The sequence below is a fragment of the Streptomyces sp. P1-3 genome (assembly GCF_050613155.1).
Classification (GTDB): domain Bacteria; phylum Actinomycetota; class Actinomycetes; order Streptomycetales; family Streptomycetaceae; genus Streptomyces.
Window position 1 is genome coordinate 2,913,924 of record NZ_CP192512.1, and the last position, 15,723, is coordinate 2,929,646.

At 72.0% G+C, this 15,723-nt stretch carries 11 protein-coding genes; 4 read left to right on the top strand and 7 right to left on the bottom strand.

What is annotated here, in order from left to right:
- Window positions 1–314: 314 nt before the first annotated feature.
- Window positions 315–2,351, top strand: coding sequence for a DHA2 family efflux MFS transporter permease subunit (locus tag ACQUSR_RS12125; RefSeq protein ID WP_431042587.1), 2,037 nt, complete (start codon window positions 315–317; stop codon window positions 2,349–2,351).
- 211 nt (window positions 2,352–2,562) lie between these two features.
- On the opposite strand, the gene ACQUSR_RS12130 is transcribed toward ACQUSR_RS12125, so the two are convergent.
- Together ACQUSR_RS12130 and ACQUSR_RS12135 are read right to left on the bottom strand one after the other, a co-directional pair.
- Complete coding sequence (locus tag ACQUSR_RS12130) at window positions 2,563–4,791, bottom strand: MMPL family transporter (protein WP_431042588.1); 2,229 nt, start codon at window positions 4,789–4,791, stop codon at window positions 2,563–2,565.
- Between the two features lie 146 nt (window positions 4,792–4,937).
- Window positions 4,938–5,552, bottom strand: coding sequence for a TetR/AcrR family transcriptional regulator (locus ACQUSR_RS12135; protein WP_431042589.1), 615 nt, complete (start codon window positions 5,550–5,552; stop codon window positions 4,938–4,940).
- A 131-nt stretch (window positions 5,553–5,683) separates the two neighbouring features.
- On the opposite strand from ACQUSR_RS12135, the gene ACQUSR_RS12140 reads away from it, so the two are divergent.
- On the top strand, window positions 5,684–9,373 hold the full coding sequence (locus ACQUSR_RS12140) for a S41 family peptidase (RefSeq protein ID WP_431042590.1): 3,690 nt from the start codon (window positions 5,684–5,686) through the stop codon (window positions 9,371–9,373).
- A 204-nt stretch (window positions 9,374–9,577) separates the two neighbouring features.
- Here the strand turns inward: ACQUSR_RS12140 and ACQUSR_RS12145 are convergent, their stop codons facing one another.
- From ACQUSR_RS12145 to ACQUSR_RS12160, 4 genes are all read right to left on the bottom strand, one after another.
- Window positions 9,578–9,757, bottom strand: coding sequence for a hypothetical protein (locus tag ACQUSR_RS12145; RefSeq protein WP_431042591.1), 180 nt, complete (start codon window positions 9,755–9,757; stop codon window positions 9,578–9,580).
- 82 nt (window positions 9,758–9,839) lie between these two features.
- Window positions 9,840–10,724 carry an SDR family oxidoreductase gene (locus ACQUSR_RS12150; RefSeq protein WP_431042592.1) on the bottom strand — a complete coding sequence of 295 codons (885 nt, stop codon included), beginning with the start codon at window positions 10,722–10,724 and terminating at the stop codon, window positions 9,840–9,842.
- On the bottom strand, window positions 10,721–11,686 hold the full coding sequence (locus tag ACQUSR_RS12155; RefSeq protein WP_431042593.1) for an alpha/beta fold hydrolase: 966 nt from the start codon (window positions 11,684–11,686) through the stop codon (window positions 10,721–10,723). The genes ACQUSR_RS12150 and ACQUSR_RS12155 overlap by 4 nt, the downstream gene beginning before the upstream one ends.
- Window positions 11,683–13,281 (bottom strand): flavin-containing monooxygenase, encoded by a 1,599-nt coding sequence (locus ACQUSR_RS12160; RefSeq protein ID WP_431042594.1) that lies wholly within the window; start codon window positions 13,279–13,281, stop codon window positions 11,683–11,685. The genes ACQUSR_RS12155 and ACQUSR_RS12160 overlap by 4 nt, the downstream gene beginning before the upstream one ends.
- A 203-nt stretch (window positions 13,282–13,484) precedes the next feature.
- Between ACQUSR_RS12160 and ACQUSR_RS12165 the strand changes: the two genes are divergently transcribed.
- The gene (locus ACQUSR_RS12165; protein WP_431047527.1) at window positions 13,485–14,273 is read left to right on the top strand and encodes a MerR family transcriptional regulator; all 789 of its coding nucleotides are present in this window, start codon (window positions 13,485–13,487) and stop codon (window positions 14,271–14,273) included.
- A gap of 78 nt (window positions 14,274–14,351) precedes the next feature.
- Here ACQUSR_RS12165 and ACQUSR_RS12170 read toward each other — a convergent pair whose 3' ends face one another.
- Window positions 14,352–15,152, bottom strand: a complete 801-nt coding sequence (locus ACQUSR_RS12170; protein ID WP_431042595.1) for an exodeoxyribonuclease III — start codon at window positions 15,150–15,152, stop codon at window positions 14,352–14,354.
- A 67-nt stretch (window positions 15,153–15,219) separates the two neighbouring features.
- On the opposite strand from ACQUSR_RS12170, the gene ACQUSR_RS12175 reads away from it, so the two are divergent.
- A complete protein-coding gene (locus tag ACQUSR_RS12175) occupies window positions 15,220–15,708 on the top strand; it encodes a GNAT family N-acetyltransferase (protein ID WP_431042596.1) in 489 nt (162 codons plus the stop codon).
- Window positions 15,709–15,723: the final 15 nt, after the last annotated feature.

The following is a 15,723-nucleotide window of genomic DNA, read 5'->3' on the forward strand; positions in this document are numbered from 1 at the left end:
GGTTCTGACCGCACCGGCCGCTCTGCCTGGCGACAACCGTCTGATGATGTGGCCAAATGCAAACCATTTGCAAGAGCGGTTGACAGGCGAGATGTCGCCCATGAGTCCCGCGCCCGGCGCCCGCCCGGCCGCGCGCGCCCCCGGAGGCCGCCGCGCCCCGGCCGCAGCAGTTCCGGTGGCGGGGCGCGGCGTCCAGCCGAATCCTGGTGGGGGAACGGCCGCGCCCGCGGCAGGTACCCGCGCCCGGCAGGGCTGCGCGGCCCGCGCCCGGCGGGAGATACGACGGCCCGCGCCCGGCGGGAGGTACGACGCGTATGACCACGGCCACGGACGAGTCCCCCGCGTCGTTTCCCACCGCCCCGGCGCTGAGCAGGCGCCACACCAACCTCGTCTTCACCACGATCGTGCTCGGCATGCTGCTGGCCGCCCTGGACCAGACGATCGTCTCCACGGCGCTGCCGACGATCGTGGCCGATCTGGGCGGCGGCGGGCACATGGCGTGGGTGGTCACCGCCTATCTGCTGGCCGAGACCGTCTCCACGGTGCTGGTCGGCAAGTTCGGTGATCTCTTCGGCCGGAAAGTGATCTTCCAGCTGAGCGCGGTGGTGTTCGTCCTCGGCTCGATCATGTCGGGCGCGGCCAACAGCATGCTGGTGCTGATCATCGCCCGCGCCATCCAGGGCATCGGCGGCGGCGGGCTCATGGTCACCGCCATGGCGCTGATCGCGGACGTCATCCCGCTGCGGGAGCGGGGCAAGTACCAGGGCGCGCTGGGTGCGGTCTTCGGCGTCACGACGGTCGTCGGGCCGACGCTGGGCGGGGTCTTCACCGACCACGCGTCCTGGCGCTGGTGCTTCTACGTCAACATCCCGGTCGCCCTCGTCATGATCGTGATGGCGGCGCGGACGGTCCCGGCCATCAGGGCGGCGGTCCGGCCGGTCATCGACTATCTGGGCATCGTGCTGGTGGCGCTGGGCTCCTCCGCGCTGGTGCTCGGCCTGGAGTGGGGCGGCGCCGAGTACGCGTGGGGCTCGGCGCTGATCATCGGGCTGTTCACGGGGGCCGTGCTGCTCCTCACCGCGTTCGTCCTGGTGGAGCTGCGGGCCAAGGAGCCCATGCTCCCCATGCACCTCTTCCGCAACCCCGTCTTCAGCGTCTGCTCCGCGCTCAGCTTCATCGTCGGCTTCTCGATGCTGGGAGCGCTCACCTACCTGCCGACGTACCTGCAGTTCGTGGACGGGGTCTCGGCGACCATGTCGGGCGTCCGGACGCTGCCGATGATCGTCGGCCTGCTGGGGACGTCGATGCTGTCGGGCGTGGTCATCAGCCGCACCGGCCGGTACCGGATGTTCCCGATCGCGGGCACCGCCGTCATGACGCTGGGCCTGTACCTGATGTCCACGATGGGCCCGGACACCGGCGTCTGGCTGGAGTCGCTGTACATGTTCGTGCTGGGCCTGGGCATCGGCCTGGCCATGCAGGTGCTCACCATCGCCGTGCAGAACACCGTCCCGTACCACGAACTGGGCTCCGCGACCTCGGGGGTGACCTTCTTCCGTACTCTCGGCAGCTCCTTCGGCACCGCCATCTTCGGCACCCTGTACAGCGGCGAGCTGGACCCCAGTCTCCGCTCCGCGCTCGCCGAGGCCCCCGGAGTCCCGCCCGGCGCGGCCGAGAACCCGCAGGCGCTCAAGGCGCTGCCGGACGACCTCGCCGCCCCGATCGTGGGCGCCTACGCCGACTCCATCGACTTCGTCTTCCAGTGGGTGGTACCGGTCGCCGCCGCGGGCTTCCTGATCGCCTGGCTGCTGAAGGAGGTGCCACTGCGCGACAGCGCCCGGGCCGGGGCCGCCGACATGGGCGAGGGCTTCTCCGCCCCGGACTCGGCGGACGCCGAACGGCAGTTGGAACGCGCGGTGGCAGGCGTGATGCGGCGCGCCAAGGGCCCGGTGAGCCGTCAACTGCTCGCCGACTCGGGCAGCCCGCTCAGCCCGGCCGACGCCTGGGTGCTGGGTCAGACCCACTGGCGGACCCGGCTGCGCGGCGGGGCGCGGCTGAGCGAGATCGCCGCCGCCCACCGGATGCCGCCGGAGGTCCTGGAACCGGCCTTCGCCCGCACCAGGGCCGCCGGGTACGCGCAGCTGGAGGGCGACCGGGTCTCGCTCACCCCCAGCGGGCAGACGGAGATCGACCGGCTCAGCGCCGCCTGGCGGGGGTGGCTGGGCGAACGGCTGGAGGACTGGAGCGCCGCGGACCCCGCGGACCGGGCCCGGCTGGACCGGGCGCTGGACCGGCTCGCCACGCGCCTGCTGGAGGAGGCGGAGGCCCGGCAGGAGCGCACCGCGGTCTAGGACCGCGCCGCCTCCTCGCGGCCTGGTCCGGGGCATGGAGCGAAAACGCCGACGGCGGCCTCCCACGCGCCGTGCGCGGGAGGCCGCCGTCATACGTGCCGCAAGCCGGCCCCGAGGTCAGCCCCGGTGCCGCAGGCCGGCTCCCGGATCTGACCCGGTGCCACAGACCTGCCCTCCGGATCAGACCCGGCAGCGCTGGCCGGACCTCAGGTCAGACGCGGGTCAGCTCCGCGTCGGGGTCCTGGTCCCGGCGGGCCGGGCCGTCCGCGACCAGCTGCTTCTGCAGCCGCTCGCCCTCGACGTCCACGTTCGGCAGGGCCTTGTCCAGCCACCTCGGCAGCCACCAGGCGGACTTGCCGAGCAGCGCCAGGACCGCCGGAACGATGGTCATACGGACCACGAAGGCATCGAAGAAGACGGCGATGGCGAGACCGAAGCCGATCATCTTGACCATCTGCTCCGAGGAGCCGATGAAGCCGGAGAAGACGGCGATCATGATGATCGCGGCCGCGGTGACCACCCGCGCCCCGTGCCGGAAGCCCGTGACGATGGCGTCGCCCGGCGTCTCGCCGTGCACGTACGCCTCCCGCATCCGGGTCACGAGGAAGACCTCGTAGTCCATCGCGAGACCGAACACCACACCGATCATGAAGATCGGCATCATGCTCATGATCGGGCCGGTCTCCTCGACGCCGAACAGCGCGCCCAGCCAGCCCCACTGGAAGACCGCGACCACCGCGCCGAGCGCCGCGATCACCGAGAGCAGGAAGCCCAGGGCCGCCTTCAGCGGCACGAGCACCGACCGGAAGACCACCATCAGCAGCAGGAACGCCAGGCCCACCACGAGCGCGAGGTACGGCAGCAGCGCGTCGTTGAGCTTCTTGGAGATGTCGATGTTCATGGCCGTGACGCCGGTGACCAGGAGCTCACCGCCGGTGTCGGCCTTGATCTTGTCCGCCGAGTCCCGGATGTCCGCGACCAGGTCCTCAGTCTCGGTGCTGCTCGGCTTGTACTTGGAGATCACCGTCAGCGTGGCGGTGTCGCCGGCCTCGTTGAGCTGCGGCTCGGTGACCGAGGCCGTTCCCTTGATCCCCTGGATGGTCTTGCGGGCCTGCTCGGCACCGGCCTTGGTGCTGTCGCTGCCCTTGCCGTCGTAGACGAGCATCAGCGGACCGTTGAGACCGGGGCCGAAGCCCTCGGAGATCATGTCGTACGCCTGGCGCTTGGTGCTGGACGTCGGCTGGTAGCCGTCGTCGGGCAGGCCGAGTTCCAGCTTGGCCGCCGGGAGGGCGGCGGCGCCCAGGCCGAGCACGCCGATCACCAGCACGAGCACCGGGCGGCGCAGGATGCCGCGCGCCCAGCGGACACCCATGTTGGGCTTGTCCGACTTGGCGGGCGTGCCGCCTGCCTCCATCCGCTTGCGGGCCTTGCGTCCGAAGACCCGCTTGCCCACGAAGCCCAGCAGCGCCGGGATGAGGCTGATGGCGATGAGGACGGCGATGACCACCGTGCCCGCCGCGGCCATACCCATCTTGGTCAGCACCGGGATGTTGACCACGGAGAGGCCGACCAGGGCGATGACGACGGTGAGACCGGCGAAGACGACCGCGGAGCCCGCGGTGCCCACGGCGCGTCCGGCCGCCTCCTCCCGCTCGCGTCCCTCGGCCAGTTCGGCGCGGTAGCGGGAGACGATGAACAGCGCGTAGTCGATGCCGACCGCGAGCCCGATCATCATCGCGAGCGTCGAGGTGGTGCTGGACAGACCGAGGGTGCTGGCGAGCGCCGTGATCGAGGAGAGGCCGATGGCGACGCCGATGATGGCGGTCAGCAGCGGCATTCCGGCGGCGAGCAGCGAACCGAAGGTGATGGCGAGGACGACCGCGGAGATGGCGATACCGATGATCTCGGTGGCGCCGGTCTCCGGCATCTCCTCCAGCGCGTCACCGCCGATCTCGACCTTCAGGCCGGACTTGCGGGCGTCCTCGCCCGCGTCCTTGAGCGCCTCCTTGGATTCCTTCTCCAGCTCCATCGCGTTGACCTTGTAGCTGGTCAGGATGTACGCGGTGGAGCCGTCCTTGCTGACGGCGCCGGACTTGTACGGGTCGCCGACCGAGGCGATCTCGTCGGAGCCCTTCTTCAGCTCCGCGATGACCTCGTTGACCACGGCCTTGTTGTCCGGGTCGGTCATCTTCTCGTTCTGCGGGGCGCGGAAGACGATACGGGCGGTGGCGCCGTCGGCGCTGCTGCCCGGAATGCGCTCTTCCAGCAGGTCGAAGGCCTTCTGCGCCTCGGTACCCGGGACGGAGAACTCATCGTTTCCGGGTGGGGACGCCGTACTGGCGCCGACCCCGGCTATCGCCAGCAACGCCACCCAGAGGAGGGCGACGAAGCCCCGCCTTCTGAAGGCGAATCGGCCGAGTTTATATAGGAACGTGGCCACGAGGAGAGGTGCTCCCGTCGGATAGGAAGGACAGTTGCGGAGAACCGGCCCGGCGACGAGAGCGGCGTACCCGGGTGGCGTCGTTGTGCGTTGTGCTATTCGGTTGTCACCGGCACCACTTGGGGACTTCGGGTGCCGGCGGGGTATCAGGCGCCGAGGGCGGGGAGGACCACGGCGTCGACATAGGTGAGCAGGTAGTCGGGGTCCGCCGGCGCGTCGTCGATCAGCGGACGGGCCACGAAGGCACCGCACATCATGTGCGGCAGGTAACTCATGGCCGGGCAGTCCGGGGCGATCTCACCACGGTCGACGGCGCGTTTCAGCAGCACGTCCAAAGCTGCGATCTCGGGAAGGATCAGCAGCTCTCGCAGCGCCTGCTGAAGATCCGGGTTCTCGTGGGCGGCGTGCGCGAGACCGCGCATCAGGGCCGCGTCCTTCTCCGGCCGCCGGCCCTCGCCGCCGAGGAGCACCATCTCACGCAGGTCGCCGCGGAGCGACCCGGTATTGATGTCCTGGAGGCAAACAGGCTTGGTCCTTCGCAGCGCGGTAACTACCAACTGCGGCTTGCTTTTCCACTGTCGGTAGAGTGTGGCCTTGCTGGAGTGCGTACGAGCGGCGACGGCGTCCATCGTCAGGCTGTCGTAGCCGACCTCGGCGAGGAGATCGACGACCGCCTCGTACAGCTCACCCTCCCGTTCGGGGGTGAGTCGGCTGCGACGCGAGCGGGGCATGGTGACCGCCGGTTCCGTCGACGTCGACATCGCGCACCTCCTCTCCCGAACGAAACTGTTTCGTACCGTTCAAGCGTACGATATCCACCATCGAAACGGTCTCGTTTCGATGGTGTTCTGTGTCACAGAACGAGTTGCCGTGGGCAGCCCGGCCCGAAAGCATGGGCAGTGTGAGCGCTTATCTGCGGTTCCCGCATCTCCATGGCGACATGCTCTGCTTCGCGGCCGAGGACGATCTGTGGGTGGCGCCGCTCGCCGCCTCCGGGGCGGCCTCGGGACGGGCCTGGCGGCTGACCGTCGACCGCACACGCGTGGGCCACCCCCGCTTCTCCCCCGACGGCTCGCAGATCGCGTTCACGACGTGGCGGAGCCTGGACCCCGAGATCCACCTCGTCCCGGTCGAGGGCGGCCAGGCGCGCCGCCTGACCTACTGGGGCAGCACCGACGCCCGGGTCTGCGGCTGGACGCCGCCGGAGAACGGCGTCTCCCACATCCTCGCGGTGAGTTCGCACGCCCAGCCGTTCTCGTACTTCTCCTGGGCCTACAAAGTGGCCACCGACGGCAGCCCCGGCGGGCGGCTCCCCTGGGGCCCGGTCTCCGACATCGCGGTCGCGGACGTCGACGGAGAGCACAAGACCCTGCTGCTGACCGGCAAGCCGCCGCATGAGCCGGCGGCCTGGAAGCGCTATCGGGGCGGCGCGACGGGCCGGATGTGGCTGCACGGCACCCGGCTGCTGCCGGATCTGTACGGGCACCTCGACGCGCCGATGTTCGTCGGCGGCCGGATCGCCTTCCTCTCCGACCACGAGGGCGTCGGCAATCTCTACTCCTGCCTGCCGGACGGCTCCGATCTGCGCCGGCACAGCGACCACGACGACTTCTACGCACGGCACGCCGCCACCGACGGCTCGCGGGTGGTCTACCAGTGCGCGGGGGCGCTGTGGCTGGTCGACGACCTGGGCCCGGACGGCGAGCCGCGGCGACTGGAGATCACCCTCGGCGGCCCGCGCGCCGGCCGGCGGACCTACCAGGTCCCCGCCGCCGGGAACGTCGACTCCCTGTCGGTGGACACCACGGGCCGGGCGAGCGCGGTCTGCGTACGCGGCAGCCTCTACTGGCTGACCCACCGCGACGGCCCGGCCAGGGCCATCGCCGACACCCCGGGGGTACGGATACGGCTGCCGGAGATGCTGGGCGCCAGCGGCCGCGTCGCGTACGTCACGGACGCGGCGGGCGAGGACGCCATCGAGATCGCGTACCTGCCGCGGGCGAGCGGCCCCCGGGAGCCGCAGCGGCTGGCCGTCGGCCAACTGGGACGCGTACACGAGCTGGTGGCGTCCCCGGACGGGCGCCGACTGGCGGTCGCGGCCGACGACGGACGGCTGCTGCTGGTCACGGTCGACGACGAGGAAGGACAACCGGCACGCGGCCGGGAACCGGAGGCGCCGGAGACCACACCAGGCCCGGCGCCGAGCGGGACGCCGGGGCCGGAGGCTCCGGAACCGGGTGCTCCGGAACCCAGAACTCCGGAATCGGGCACCCCGCGACCAGGGGCGCCCGAGCCGGGTACGCCGGGTTCGGGCGCGCGCGAGCCGAGCGCACCGGAACCGGAAAGGCCGGTTCCCGGCCCGCCGCGCACCGGCGCGCCCGAGCCGGGTGGCCCTGGGTCGGCGACGACGGGGACACCGGGGGCTAAGGCCCCCGAGCCGGCCGCACCGAAGCCGGGGGCATCGGCAGCCGGTGCCGATGCCGCCGCGGAGGGCGGCCCCGGCACGACCGGTCCCCGCGCCCCCGCAGCCGCCGCCGAAGGCGGCACCGTCACCGAGTTGATCCGGTCCGTCAACGGCCCCGTCCGCGATCTCGCGTTCTCGCCCGACTCCGGCTGGCTGACCTGGTCGCACCCCGGCATCGGGCGGTCGCTGCGGCAGATCAAGATCGCACGGCTGAAGGACCGGACGATCGTGGACGTGACCAACGGGCGGTTCGAGGACGAGCAGCCGGTGTTCACCCGCGACGGCCGCTATCTCGCCTTCCTGTCCTGGCGCGGCTTCGATCCCGTCTACGACGTGCACACCGGCGATCTGTCCTTCCCGCTGGGCTGCCGCCCGTATCTGGTTCCGCTGTCCTCGGCCACCCCCTCGCCGTTCGCGCTCTCCCCCGAGGGCCGCCCGGCGGCGGGCGGTCTCGACCCCGACGACTGGGGCGCCCCGGCGGAGGCCGAGGGTGAGGGCGAGGGGCCCGTGGAGGGCCACGTGACCGTCGAGGTGGAGGGTCTGGAGAGCCGGGTGACGGTGTTCCCGGTCGCCGCCTCGAAATACTCCGCGCTCCACCCCGTCAGCGGCGGCGGACTGGTCTGGCTGCGCTGGCCGATCTCCGGCGCGCTCGGCGAGACGTTCGCCAATCCCGCCGAGACCTCGGGGCGTCCCACCCTTGAGCACTTCGACCTGGTCAAGGCCAAGCGCACCGAACTCACCAGCGACATCGACTGGTTCGCGGCCAGCGGCGACGGGACCCGGCTGGTGGTCAACGACGAGGGCGAGCTGCGGGCCGTGCCCGCCACCGAGTCCGGCGACTCCGACTCCACCGTCTACATCGACATGCGGCGCATCCTGCACGAGGTCGACCCGGCCGCGGAGTGGCGGCAGGCGTACGACGAGGCGGGCCGGATCGTCCGCGCGTACTTCTGGGAACCGGGCATGGGCGGCGTCGACTGGGACGGCGTGCTGGACCAGTACCGCCCACTGGTCGAACGAGTCGCCTCCCCCGACGAGTTCGCCGATCTGCTGCGCGAGGTGCTCGGCGAACTGGCCACCTCGCACGCGTACGTCGGCGTGGCCCGCCGCAACGAGGGCCCCCGCCACTACCAGCGGCCCATGGGCCTGCTCGGCGCCAACTTCGTACGGACCAAGGAAGGCGCCTGGTGCGTGGCCCGGATCCTGCCCGGCGAGTCCTCCGACTCGCGCGCCCGCTCCCCGCTGGCCGGTGCGGGCATCCGGGAGGGCTCGGTCCTCACCCACGTCGACGGAAGGCCGGTGGACCCGGTGGCCGGCCCGTATCCGCTGCTGTCCGCGGCGGGCGGGACGACGGTGGAGCTGACCTTCGAGCAGGCGGGGCATCCGCGCCGCGTCGCGATCGTCCCGCTGATCGACGACCGGCCACTGCGCTACCAGTACTGGGTGGCCAAGCGGCGTGAAGTGGTGCGGGAGTTGAGCGGCGGCAAGTGCGGCTATCTGCACATCCCCGACATGGGCGGCTCGGGTTGGGCCCAGTTCAACCGGGACCTGCGCCGGGAGATGTCGCTGCCCGCGCTGATCGTCGACGTACGCGGCAACGCGGGCGGCAACATCAGCGAGCTGGTGGTGGAGAAGCTGACCCGCACCATCATGGGCTGGGACCTGACCCGCAACGCCCAGCCGGTGTCGTACACCAGCAACGCGCCGCGCGGCCCGATCGTCGCCGTCGCGGACGAGATGACCTCCTCCGACGGCGACATGATCACCGCGGCGTTCCGGGTGCTGGGCATCGGCCCGGTGGTGGGGCTGCGTACCTGGGGCGGGGTGGTCGGGATGACAGGTCGGCACCGGCTGGTCGACGGTACGTCCATCACGGTGCCGATGAACGCGGCGTGGTTCGACGCGTACGGCTGGGGTGTGGAGAACCACGGCGTCGAGCCGGACATCGAGGTGGAGCGCACCCCCCTGGACTGGGCGGAGGGACGGCACCGGCAGATGGACGACGCGGTGCGGGTCGCGCTGGATCTGCTGGACCGGCACGGCGCCGCGGATCCGCCGGACTACTCCGCTGTCCCCGACCGGCGCCGCCCGAAGCTGCCGCCGCGCAACGGAGGGTGAGCCCGGACGGGCGAAGGCTGAGCCCGGACAGGCGGAACACCAGACAGGTGGAAGAAGACCAGGCAGGTGAAAGGGGGCGCACCCTCGCGCTCCGAGGTGCGCCCCCTTTCCACGCGCAAGGGGATGCGCGTCAGGCGGCCGGTGTCACCACGGCCCCTGTGTCGAAAGGCCCGCTCAGAAGGCGAGCTCTTTGAGGTCGAGCTCTCAGAAGTCGAGCTCTTCTTGCTTCGGGTCCTGCTTAAGGTCCTGCCCCCGCTCCTCCATGTCCTCCCGCACCTGCTGGCCGCGCTGACGCGTCTCGTCCTTGGCCTTCTGGGCGCGCTGCCTGGCCTGCTCGCCGGCCTCCTGCGCCTTCTGCCTGGCCTGCTGCGCTTTGTCCTTCATGCCCATCAGGGTCACTCCTCATCGACCGATAGGGGTTGAACCTCCACCAGCCTGGCATGATCGGATACTCTCCGCATTTCGGTCAGTCACTCAGCGCACGCGCCTGCTCGTCGGCCACGCCGCCCGCGCCCACCAGCCCGGTGGACACCTCGCCCAGCCGCGGTGCGAAGCGCCGCATCTGCCGCCGCCCGCCCAGCGCGATGGCCGACGGCAGACAGCCGCGCACCGACTGCATGCCGCGCAGCCACCACTGCCCGTACACATGCGGGGAGCGCCGCTCGATGCCCGCGACGAGCCGGTCGACCGCCGGACCGAGCGGGTAGGTGCGGTTGGCCGGCCAAGGCGCCTGCTGCCGCAGCTCGCGCATCACCTCGTGCTGGTCCGCGCCCCGCACCATGTCGGTGTCGGTCCAGCTCAGGTAGGCGACCCCGACGCGCACACCCGCGTGGCCAACCTCGGCGCGCAGGCAGTGCGCGAACGCCTCCACGCCCGACTTGGAGGCGCAGTACGCGCTCATCATCGGGGCCGGGGCGATCGCGGCGAGGGAGGCGATCTGCAGGAAGTAGCCGCGGGCGGAGACGAGGGCGGGCAGGAAGGCCCGGCCGGTGACCGCGCCGCCGATCAGATTGACCTCGATCACCCGGCGCCAGGACTGCGGGTCGGAGTCGATGAACGGGCCCCCCGTGGCGACCCCGGCGTTGGCGACGGCGATGTCCACCTGGCCGAAGTGCGCCTCGACATCCTTGGCGACGCGGGCCATGGCCGTGTGGTCGGTGACGTCGGCGTGCCAATAGGCGGACTCGGTGTGCAGCCGCCGCGAGACCCCCTCGAGCGCCTCCGGCTCCAGCCCGACCAGCGCGACCCTGGCACCGCGTGCCGAGAGCTTGCGGGCCAGCACCTCGCCGACGCCCCGTGCCGCGCCGGTGACGACGGCCACCTGGCCTTCCAGGCTTCTGCGTGCGCTCATGCCGTCCGCTCCTTCGCGTCGTTCGATTCGTCCGCCGGCCCGGCAGGCCGCGCCGTGACATACGTCGTGACGAGCACCCTGATCCGGTCGGCGACCGCGACCGGGTCTTCCAGGGGTGTCATGTGGCCCAGGCCGCGCAGCTCGGTCAGGCCCACGCACTCGGGCAGCCGGGCCGCGATGCTCCGGGCGTGCCCGATGGGGGTGAGCCGGTCGGCGGTGCCCTGGATCACCGCGGTCGGCATGGTCATCTTCGACACTCCGGCGTCGAGGTCGAGTTCGGCGAGGACCGCGCCCCAGTCGGCGCGCACCCGGCGCGGGCAGGCGTGCACGATCCGCGCGCCCGCCTCGATCATCACCGGCGCCGCGCCGCGGCCCATGGTGACGTACCTCAGCACGCGCTTGGCGAGCGGGGTGACAGGGCCGAGCGGCGCCCGGGAGCCGAGGAACATGCGGGTCAGCCCGGTCCGGACCCGGCCTGCGGGCAGCGGCACCACCTCGGCACGGGCCACCAGTGCGGAGCTGCCGGTGCTGCACAGCAGCGCGGCGGCCGCGTGCGCCCGCACCGCCGGCCGGTCGGCGGCGGCCATCAGGGTCATGCCGCCCATGGAGTGCCCGGCGAGCACCGCCCGCTCCCCGTCGGCGAGGGTCGCCTCCAGGACCGCGACCAGGTCGTCGGCGAGGGCGCCGGTGCCGCATCCGCCGGGGCGGGCGGCCGGGCTGCGGCCGTGCCCGCGCTGGTCGTAGACGATCACCCGGTGGTCCTCCGCCAACCGGCGGACGACCGGCGCCCAGAAGGCCGTGGAGCAGGTCCAGCCGTGCGCGAGGACGACGGCGGGCGCGCTGTCGAGGCCGTGCACCTCCGCGTGGAGCCGGGCGCCGTCGGCGGAGGTGACGGTCAGCTCGCGGACCGGGGCGGGGGGCGCGTACGGCCCGGGCAGCGGCCGCGTGAGGCGCCTGCTCATGTCGTCGCCTCCGCCGAGCCCTGGGCCTGGGCCTGGGCCTGGGCCTGGGCCTGGGCCTGGGCCTGGGCAGGGATGGTGGCGGGGTCGGCGGACACCGGGGCCGAGCGGGCGGCCGGCACGCGCAGCACCTCGTACTCAGCCAGGTCGAGCCGGCGGGTGATCCTCCGGAACTCGCCGGTGGTGCCGGGCCAGGCGGTGGTGTTGCGGCCGTTCGCGTCCAGATACCAGCTCGTGCAGCCGGTGTTCCACACGGTGCGCCGCAACCGCTCCTGAAGCCGGTCGTTGTAGGCGCGCACCGCCGCGGGCCGGGCGTCCAGCGCGACCCTGCCCTGCCCGCCGTCCAGCAGGTCGAGCTGCCTGACGTAGTCGGCCAGGTAGTTCAGCTGGGACTCGATCATGAGGATCATCGAGCTGTTCCCGAGCCCGGTGTTGGGCCCGATGATCGTCATGAAGTTGGGGAAGCCCGCCGCGCTGGCGCCGCGCAGCGCCGCCATGCCGTCCCGCCACTCCTCCGCGAGCGTGCTGCCGCCCGCCCCGGTGACCCGCTGGGCGATCGGCATGTCGGTGACATGGAAGCCGGTGCCGAAGATGATCGCGTCGGCCTCGGCCCGCGTACCGTCGGCCGCGATGAGCGTGGAGCCGCGCACCTCGCGCAGCCCGGAGGCGATGACGTCGGTGGTGGGGCGGGCGAGGGCCGGATAGTAGTCGTTGGACAGCAGGATGCGCTTGCAGCCGATGCGGTAGTCGGGCGTCAGCTTGGCTCGCAGCACCGGGTCCTCGACGGCCTGCTTGAGGTGCCGCAGGGCGAGCTTCTCCACCAGGCCGAGGTGGTGCGGCCGCTTGGTGAACGCACCGACCTGGAGCTCCCGCAGGCCCCACAGCACGCCCCGGCGCAGTGCGCGGGTCGCCGGGACCTTCTCGTGCAGCCACTTCTCCGCGGCGCTGATCCCCCGGTCCACGCGCGGCAGCACCCACGGCGGGGTGCGCTGGAAGAGGGTGAGCCGCGCCACCTCTGGCTGTATGGACGGCACGATCTGGATCGCGGAGGCGCCGGTGCCGACCACCGCCACCCGCTTGCCGCGCAGGTCGTAGCCGTGGTCCCAGCGGGCGGAGTGGAAGACCTTGCCGGGGAAGGTGTCCAGGCCCTCGATGTCCGGGAGCTTGGGGTCGGACAGCGGTCCGGCGGCGGCGACCACCATGTCGGCGGTGAGCGTGCCCCGCACCGTGTCGATCTCCCAGCGCAGCGCACCGGTGTCCCAGCGCAGGCCGCGGACCTCGCAGTCGAAGCGGATGTGCGGGCGGAGTCCGAAGGTGTCGGTGACGTGCTCCAGGTAGGCGCGGATGTGCGGCTGTCCGGAGAAGTTCCGCGGCCACCGGGGGTTGGGCGCGAAGGAGAACGAGTACAGGTGCGAGGGAACGTCGCACGCGCACCCCGGATAGGTGTTGTCCCGCCAGGTGCCGCCGACGGAGCCGGCCCTCTCCAGCACCACGAAGTCGGTGACGCCCTCGCGGCGCAGCCGTACGGCCGCGCCCAGGCCGCCGAATCCGGAACCGATCACCGCCACCCTTACGTGCTCACGCGTCAGCTCCGCCATGGCTCCGCCTCCCGAGTCCCTTGAAGCCGCCGAAAGCATAACCGTGCCAGTAATCACTGGCGCGGTTTCAGCGTAGGGCAGGGATCTACCGAGTGGTAGGGGCCGGACGGCGGAAGTTGCGCGGAGGCTTTTGCCGCACACGGGACGGTGCCGCGCATAGGCTGGCTGCTGTGGCGAAGAGCGAACAGGGGCGCGAATACCGGATGGCGGAGCTGGCCGAGGAGGCCGGCATCACCGTCCGCACGCTGCGCTTCTACCGGGAACGCAAACTCATCCCGCCCCCGCGCCGCGAGGGCCGGATCGCCTGGTACAACGACCACCACCTGGCCCGGCTGCGCACCATCGCGGCCCTACTGGAGCGGGGCCACACCCTGGGCGGCATCGCCGACCTGCTCACCGCGTTCGAGAGCGGCCGGGACGTCGGCGAGGTGCTCGGCCTGGAAAGCGCCCTCACCGTCCCGTGGTCCGAGGAGACCCCGGTCCGGCTCGCCCCCGAGGAGCTCGCCGACTACTTCGCGGGCGAGGTCACCCCGGAGAACCTCACCGTCTCGCTCGACCTCGGCTATCTCGCGGTCGACGGCGACGACTTCGTCCATGTCAGCCGCCGCCTGCTGGACGCCTCCAGCACCCTGGTCGACAAGGGTGTCCCACTGGCCGCCGTACTGGCCGCCGGCCGGGAGCTGCGCGCCCATGTCGACGCGATAGCGGGCTCCTTCACCGAACTCATCCGCACCCATGTCCTGGCCGACGCCGTACAGCGCGCCGCCGACGGAGCCCCGCCGGACGCCTCGGAGGTGGCCCGCGTCACCGAGACCGTCGAGCGGCTGCGGCCGCTGACCAAGAGCGTGGTGGACGCGGAACTGTCCATGGCGATGGACCGCCGCATCCGCGCCGAGCTGCGGGCGTGGCTAAGCGACCAGGGCGCCGAGGCCGGCCGGGACGCCCAGGGCCACCAGGGCGACCGGGACGACTCAAGCCCGCCCGTCGACTGACGACCGGGATCGGGGCACACGTGGCCCCCGGTCAGCGGCTCTCGTACGCAGCGGCCAACCGCCGTCACACCCTGACCGTCAACGGCCCTCGTACGCGACGGTCACCGGCGCATGGTCCGACCAGCGCTGGTCGTAGCTGGCCGCCCGCTCCACGGCCGCCTTCACCGCGCGCTCCGCCAGCCCCGCCGTCGCCACGTGATAGTCGATGCGCCAGCCCGCGTCGTTGTCGAACGCCTTGCCCCGGTAGGACCACCAGGAGTACGGCCCCTCGACGCCCGGGTGCAGGGCGCGCACCACGTCCACGTACGCCGCCTCGTCGAAGACGCGCGTCAGCCACTCCCGCTCCTCCGGCAGGAACCCGGCGCTCTTGCGGTTGGCCTTCCAGTTCTTCAGGTCGGCCTCCTGGTGCGCGATGTTCCAGTCGCCGCACACCAGCACCTCGCGCCCGTCCGCCGCCGCGCGCTCGCGCAGCTCCTTCAGGTACGGCAGGAACCCGGCCATGAAGCGCAGCTTCTCGTCCTGCCGCTCGGTGCCCACCTCGCCGGACGGCAGATAGAGGCTGGCGACCGTGATCCCGGGCAGGTCGACCTCCGCGTAGCGGCCGCTGCCGTCGAACTCCGCCGACCCGAACCCGATCCGTACCGCGTCGGGCTCGCGCCGCGTGTACAGGGACACCCCGGCCCGCCCCTTGGCCGCCGCCGGCGCGTGCACCGTGTGCCAGCCCGCGGGCTCGCGGACCTCCTCGGGCAGCTGCTGCGGCTCGGCCCGCACCTCCTGGAGGCACACGACATCGGCCGAGGTCGCCGCCAGCCATGGCAGGAACCCCTTCTTGGCGGCGGCGCGCAGCCCGTTCACGTTCACGGAAGTCACGGTGAGCATTCCGGCACGATACCGACATCCGTTCCGGCCTCGCCCTCCCGGGTGGCACGCCCGTACGATTCCGCGAATGGACATACGCCCCGTCCCCTACGACCACCCGGACGCCCTCGTACTCGACGAGCAGGTGCAGAAGGAGTACGCCGAGCGGTACGGCGAGGGTGACCTGACCCCGATGGCGCCGGCCGACTTCGAGCCGCCGAACGGGCTGTATCTGCTGGTCTACGACGAGCAGGGCCGCCCGATCGCCTCCGGCGGCTGGCGCGCACAGGACGAGAACGACGAGGGCAACGCGGACGGGGACGCCGAGCTGAAGCGGATGTACGTGGCGCCGGAGGCGCGCGGCCGCGGGCTGGCGCGGCGGATCCTGGCCGAGCTGGAGGAGAGCGCGCGGGCCGCGGGCCGGATCCGGATGGTGCTGGAGACCGGCCAGAAGCAGCCGGAGGCCATCGCGCTGTACGCGTCCAGCGGCTACGCCCCGGTGCCGAAGTTCGGCCTCTACCGCTTCGAGGAGCTCAGTCACTGCATGGGCAAACCGCTGGAGCCGGCGAAGCGCTGAGCCCACCAGTGGCGC

What these genes read in the sequence shown, in the direction of transcription:
- ACQUSR_RS12145 (WP_431042591.1), bottom strand. Translation starts at nt 9,757, where the DNA reads ATGAAGGACAAAGCGCAGCAGGCCAGGCAGAAGGCGCAGGAGGCCGGC.
- ACQUSR_RS12165 (WP_431047527.1), top strand. Translation starts at nt 13,485, where the DNA reads ATGGCGGAGCTGGCCGAGGAGGCCGGCATCACCGTCCGCACGCTGCGC.
- ACQUSR_RS12135 (WP_431042589.1), bottom strand. Translation starts at nt 5,552, where the DNA reads ATGTCGACGTCGACGGAACCGGCGGTCACCATGCCCCGCTCGCGTCGC.
- ACQUSR_RS12170 (WP_431042595.1), bottom strand. Translation starts at nt 15,152, where the DNA reads ATGCTCACCGTGACTTCCGTGAACGTGAACGGGCTGCGCGCCGCCGCC.
- ACQUSR_RS12125 (WP_431042587.1), top strand. Translation starts at nt 315, where the DNA reads ATGACCACGGCCACGGACGAGTCCCCCGCGTCGTTTCCCACCGCCCCG.
- ACQUSR_RS12175 (WP_431042596.1), top strand. Translation starts at nt 15,220, where the DNA reads ATGGACATACGCCCCGTCCCCTACGACCACCCGGACGCCCTCGTACTC.
- ACQUSR_RS12155 (WP_431042593.1), bottom strand. Translation starts at nt 11,686, where the DNA reads ATGAGCAGGCGCCTCACGCGGCCGCTGCCCGGGCCGTACGCGCCCCCC.
- ACQUSR_RS12150 (WP_431042592.1), bottom strand. Translation starts at nt 10,724, where the DNA reads ATGAGCGCACGCAGAAGCCTGGAAGGCCAGGTGGCCGTCGTCACCGGC.
- ACQUSR_RS12160 (WP_431042594.1), bottom strand. Translation starts at nt 13,281, where the DNA reads ATGGCGGAGCTGACGCGTGAGCACGTAAGGGTGGCGGTGATCGGTTCC.
- ACQUSR_RS12140 (WP_431042590.1), top strand. Translation starts at nt 5,684, where the DNA reads ATGGGCAGTGTGAGCGCTTATCTGCGGTTCCCGCATCTCCATGGCGAC.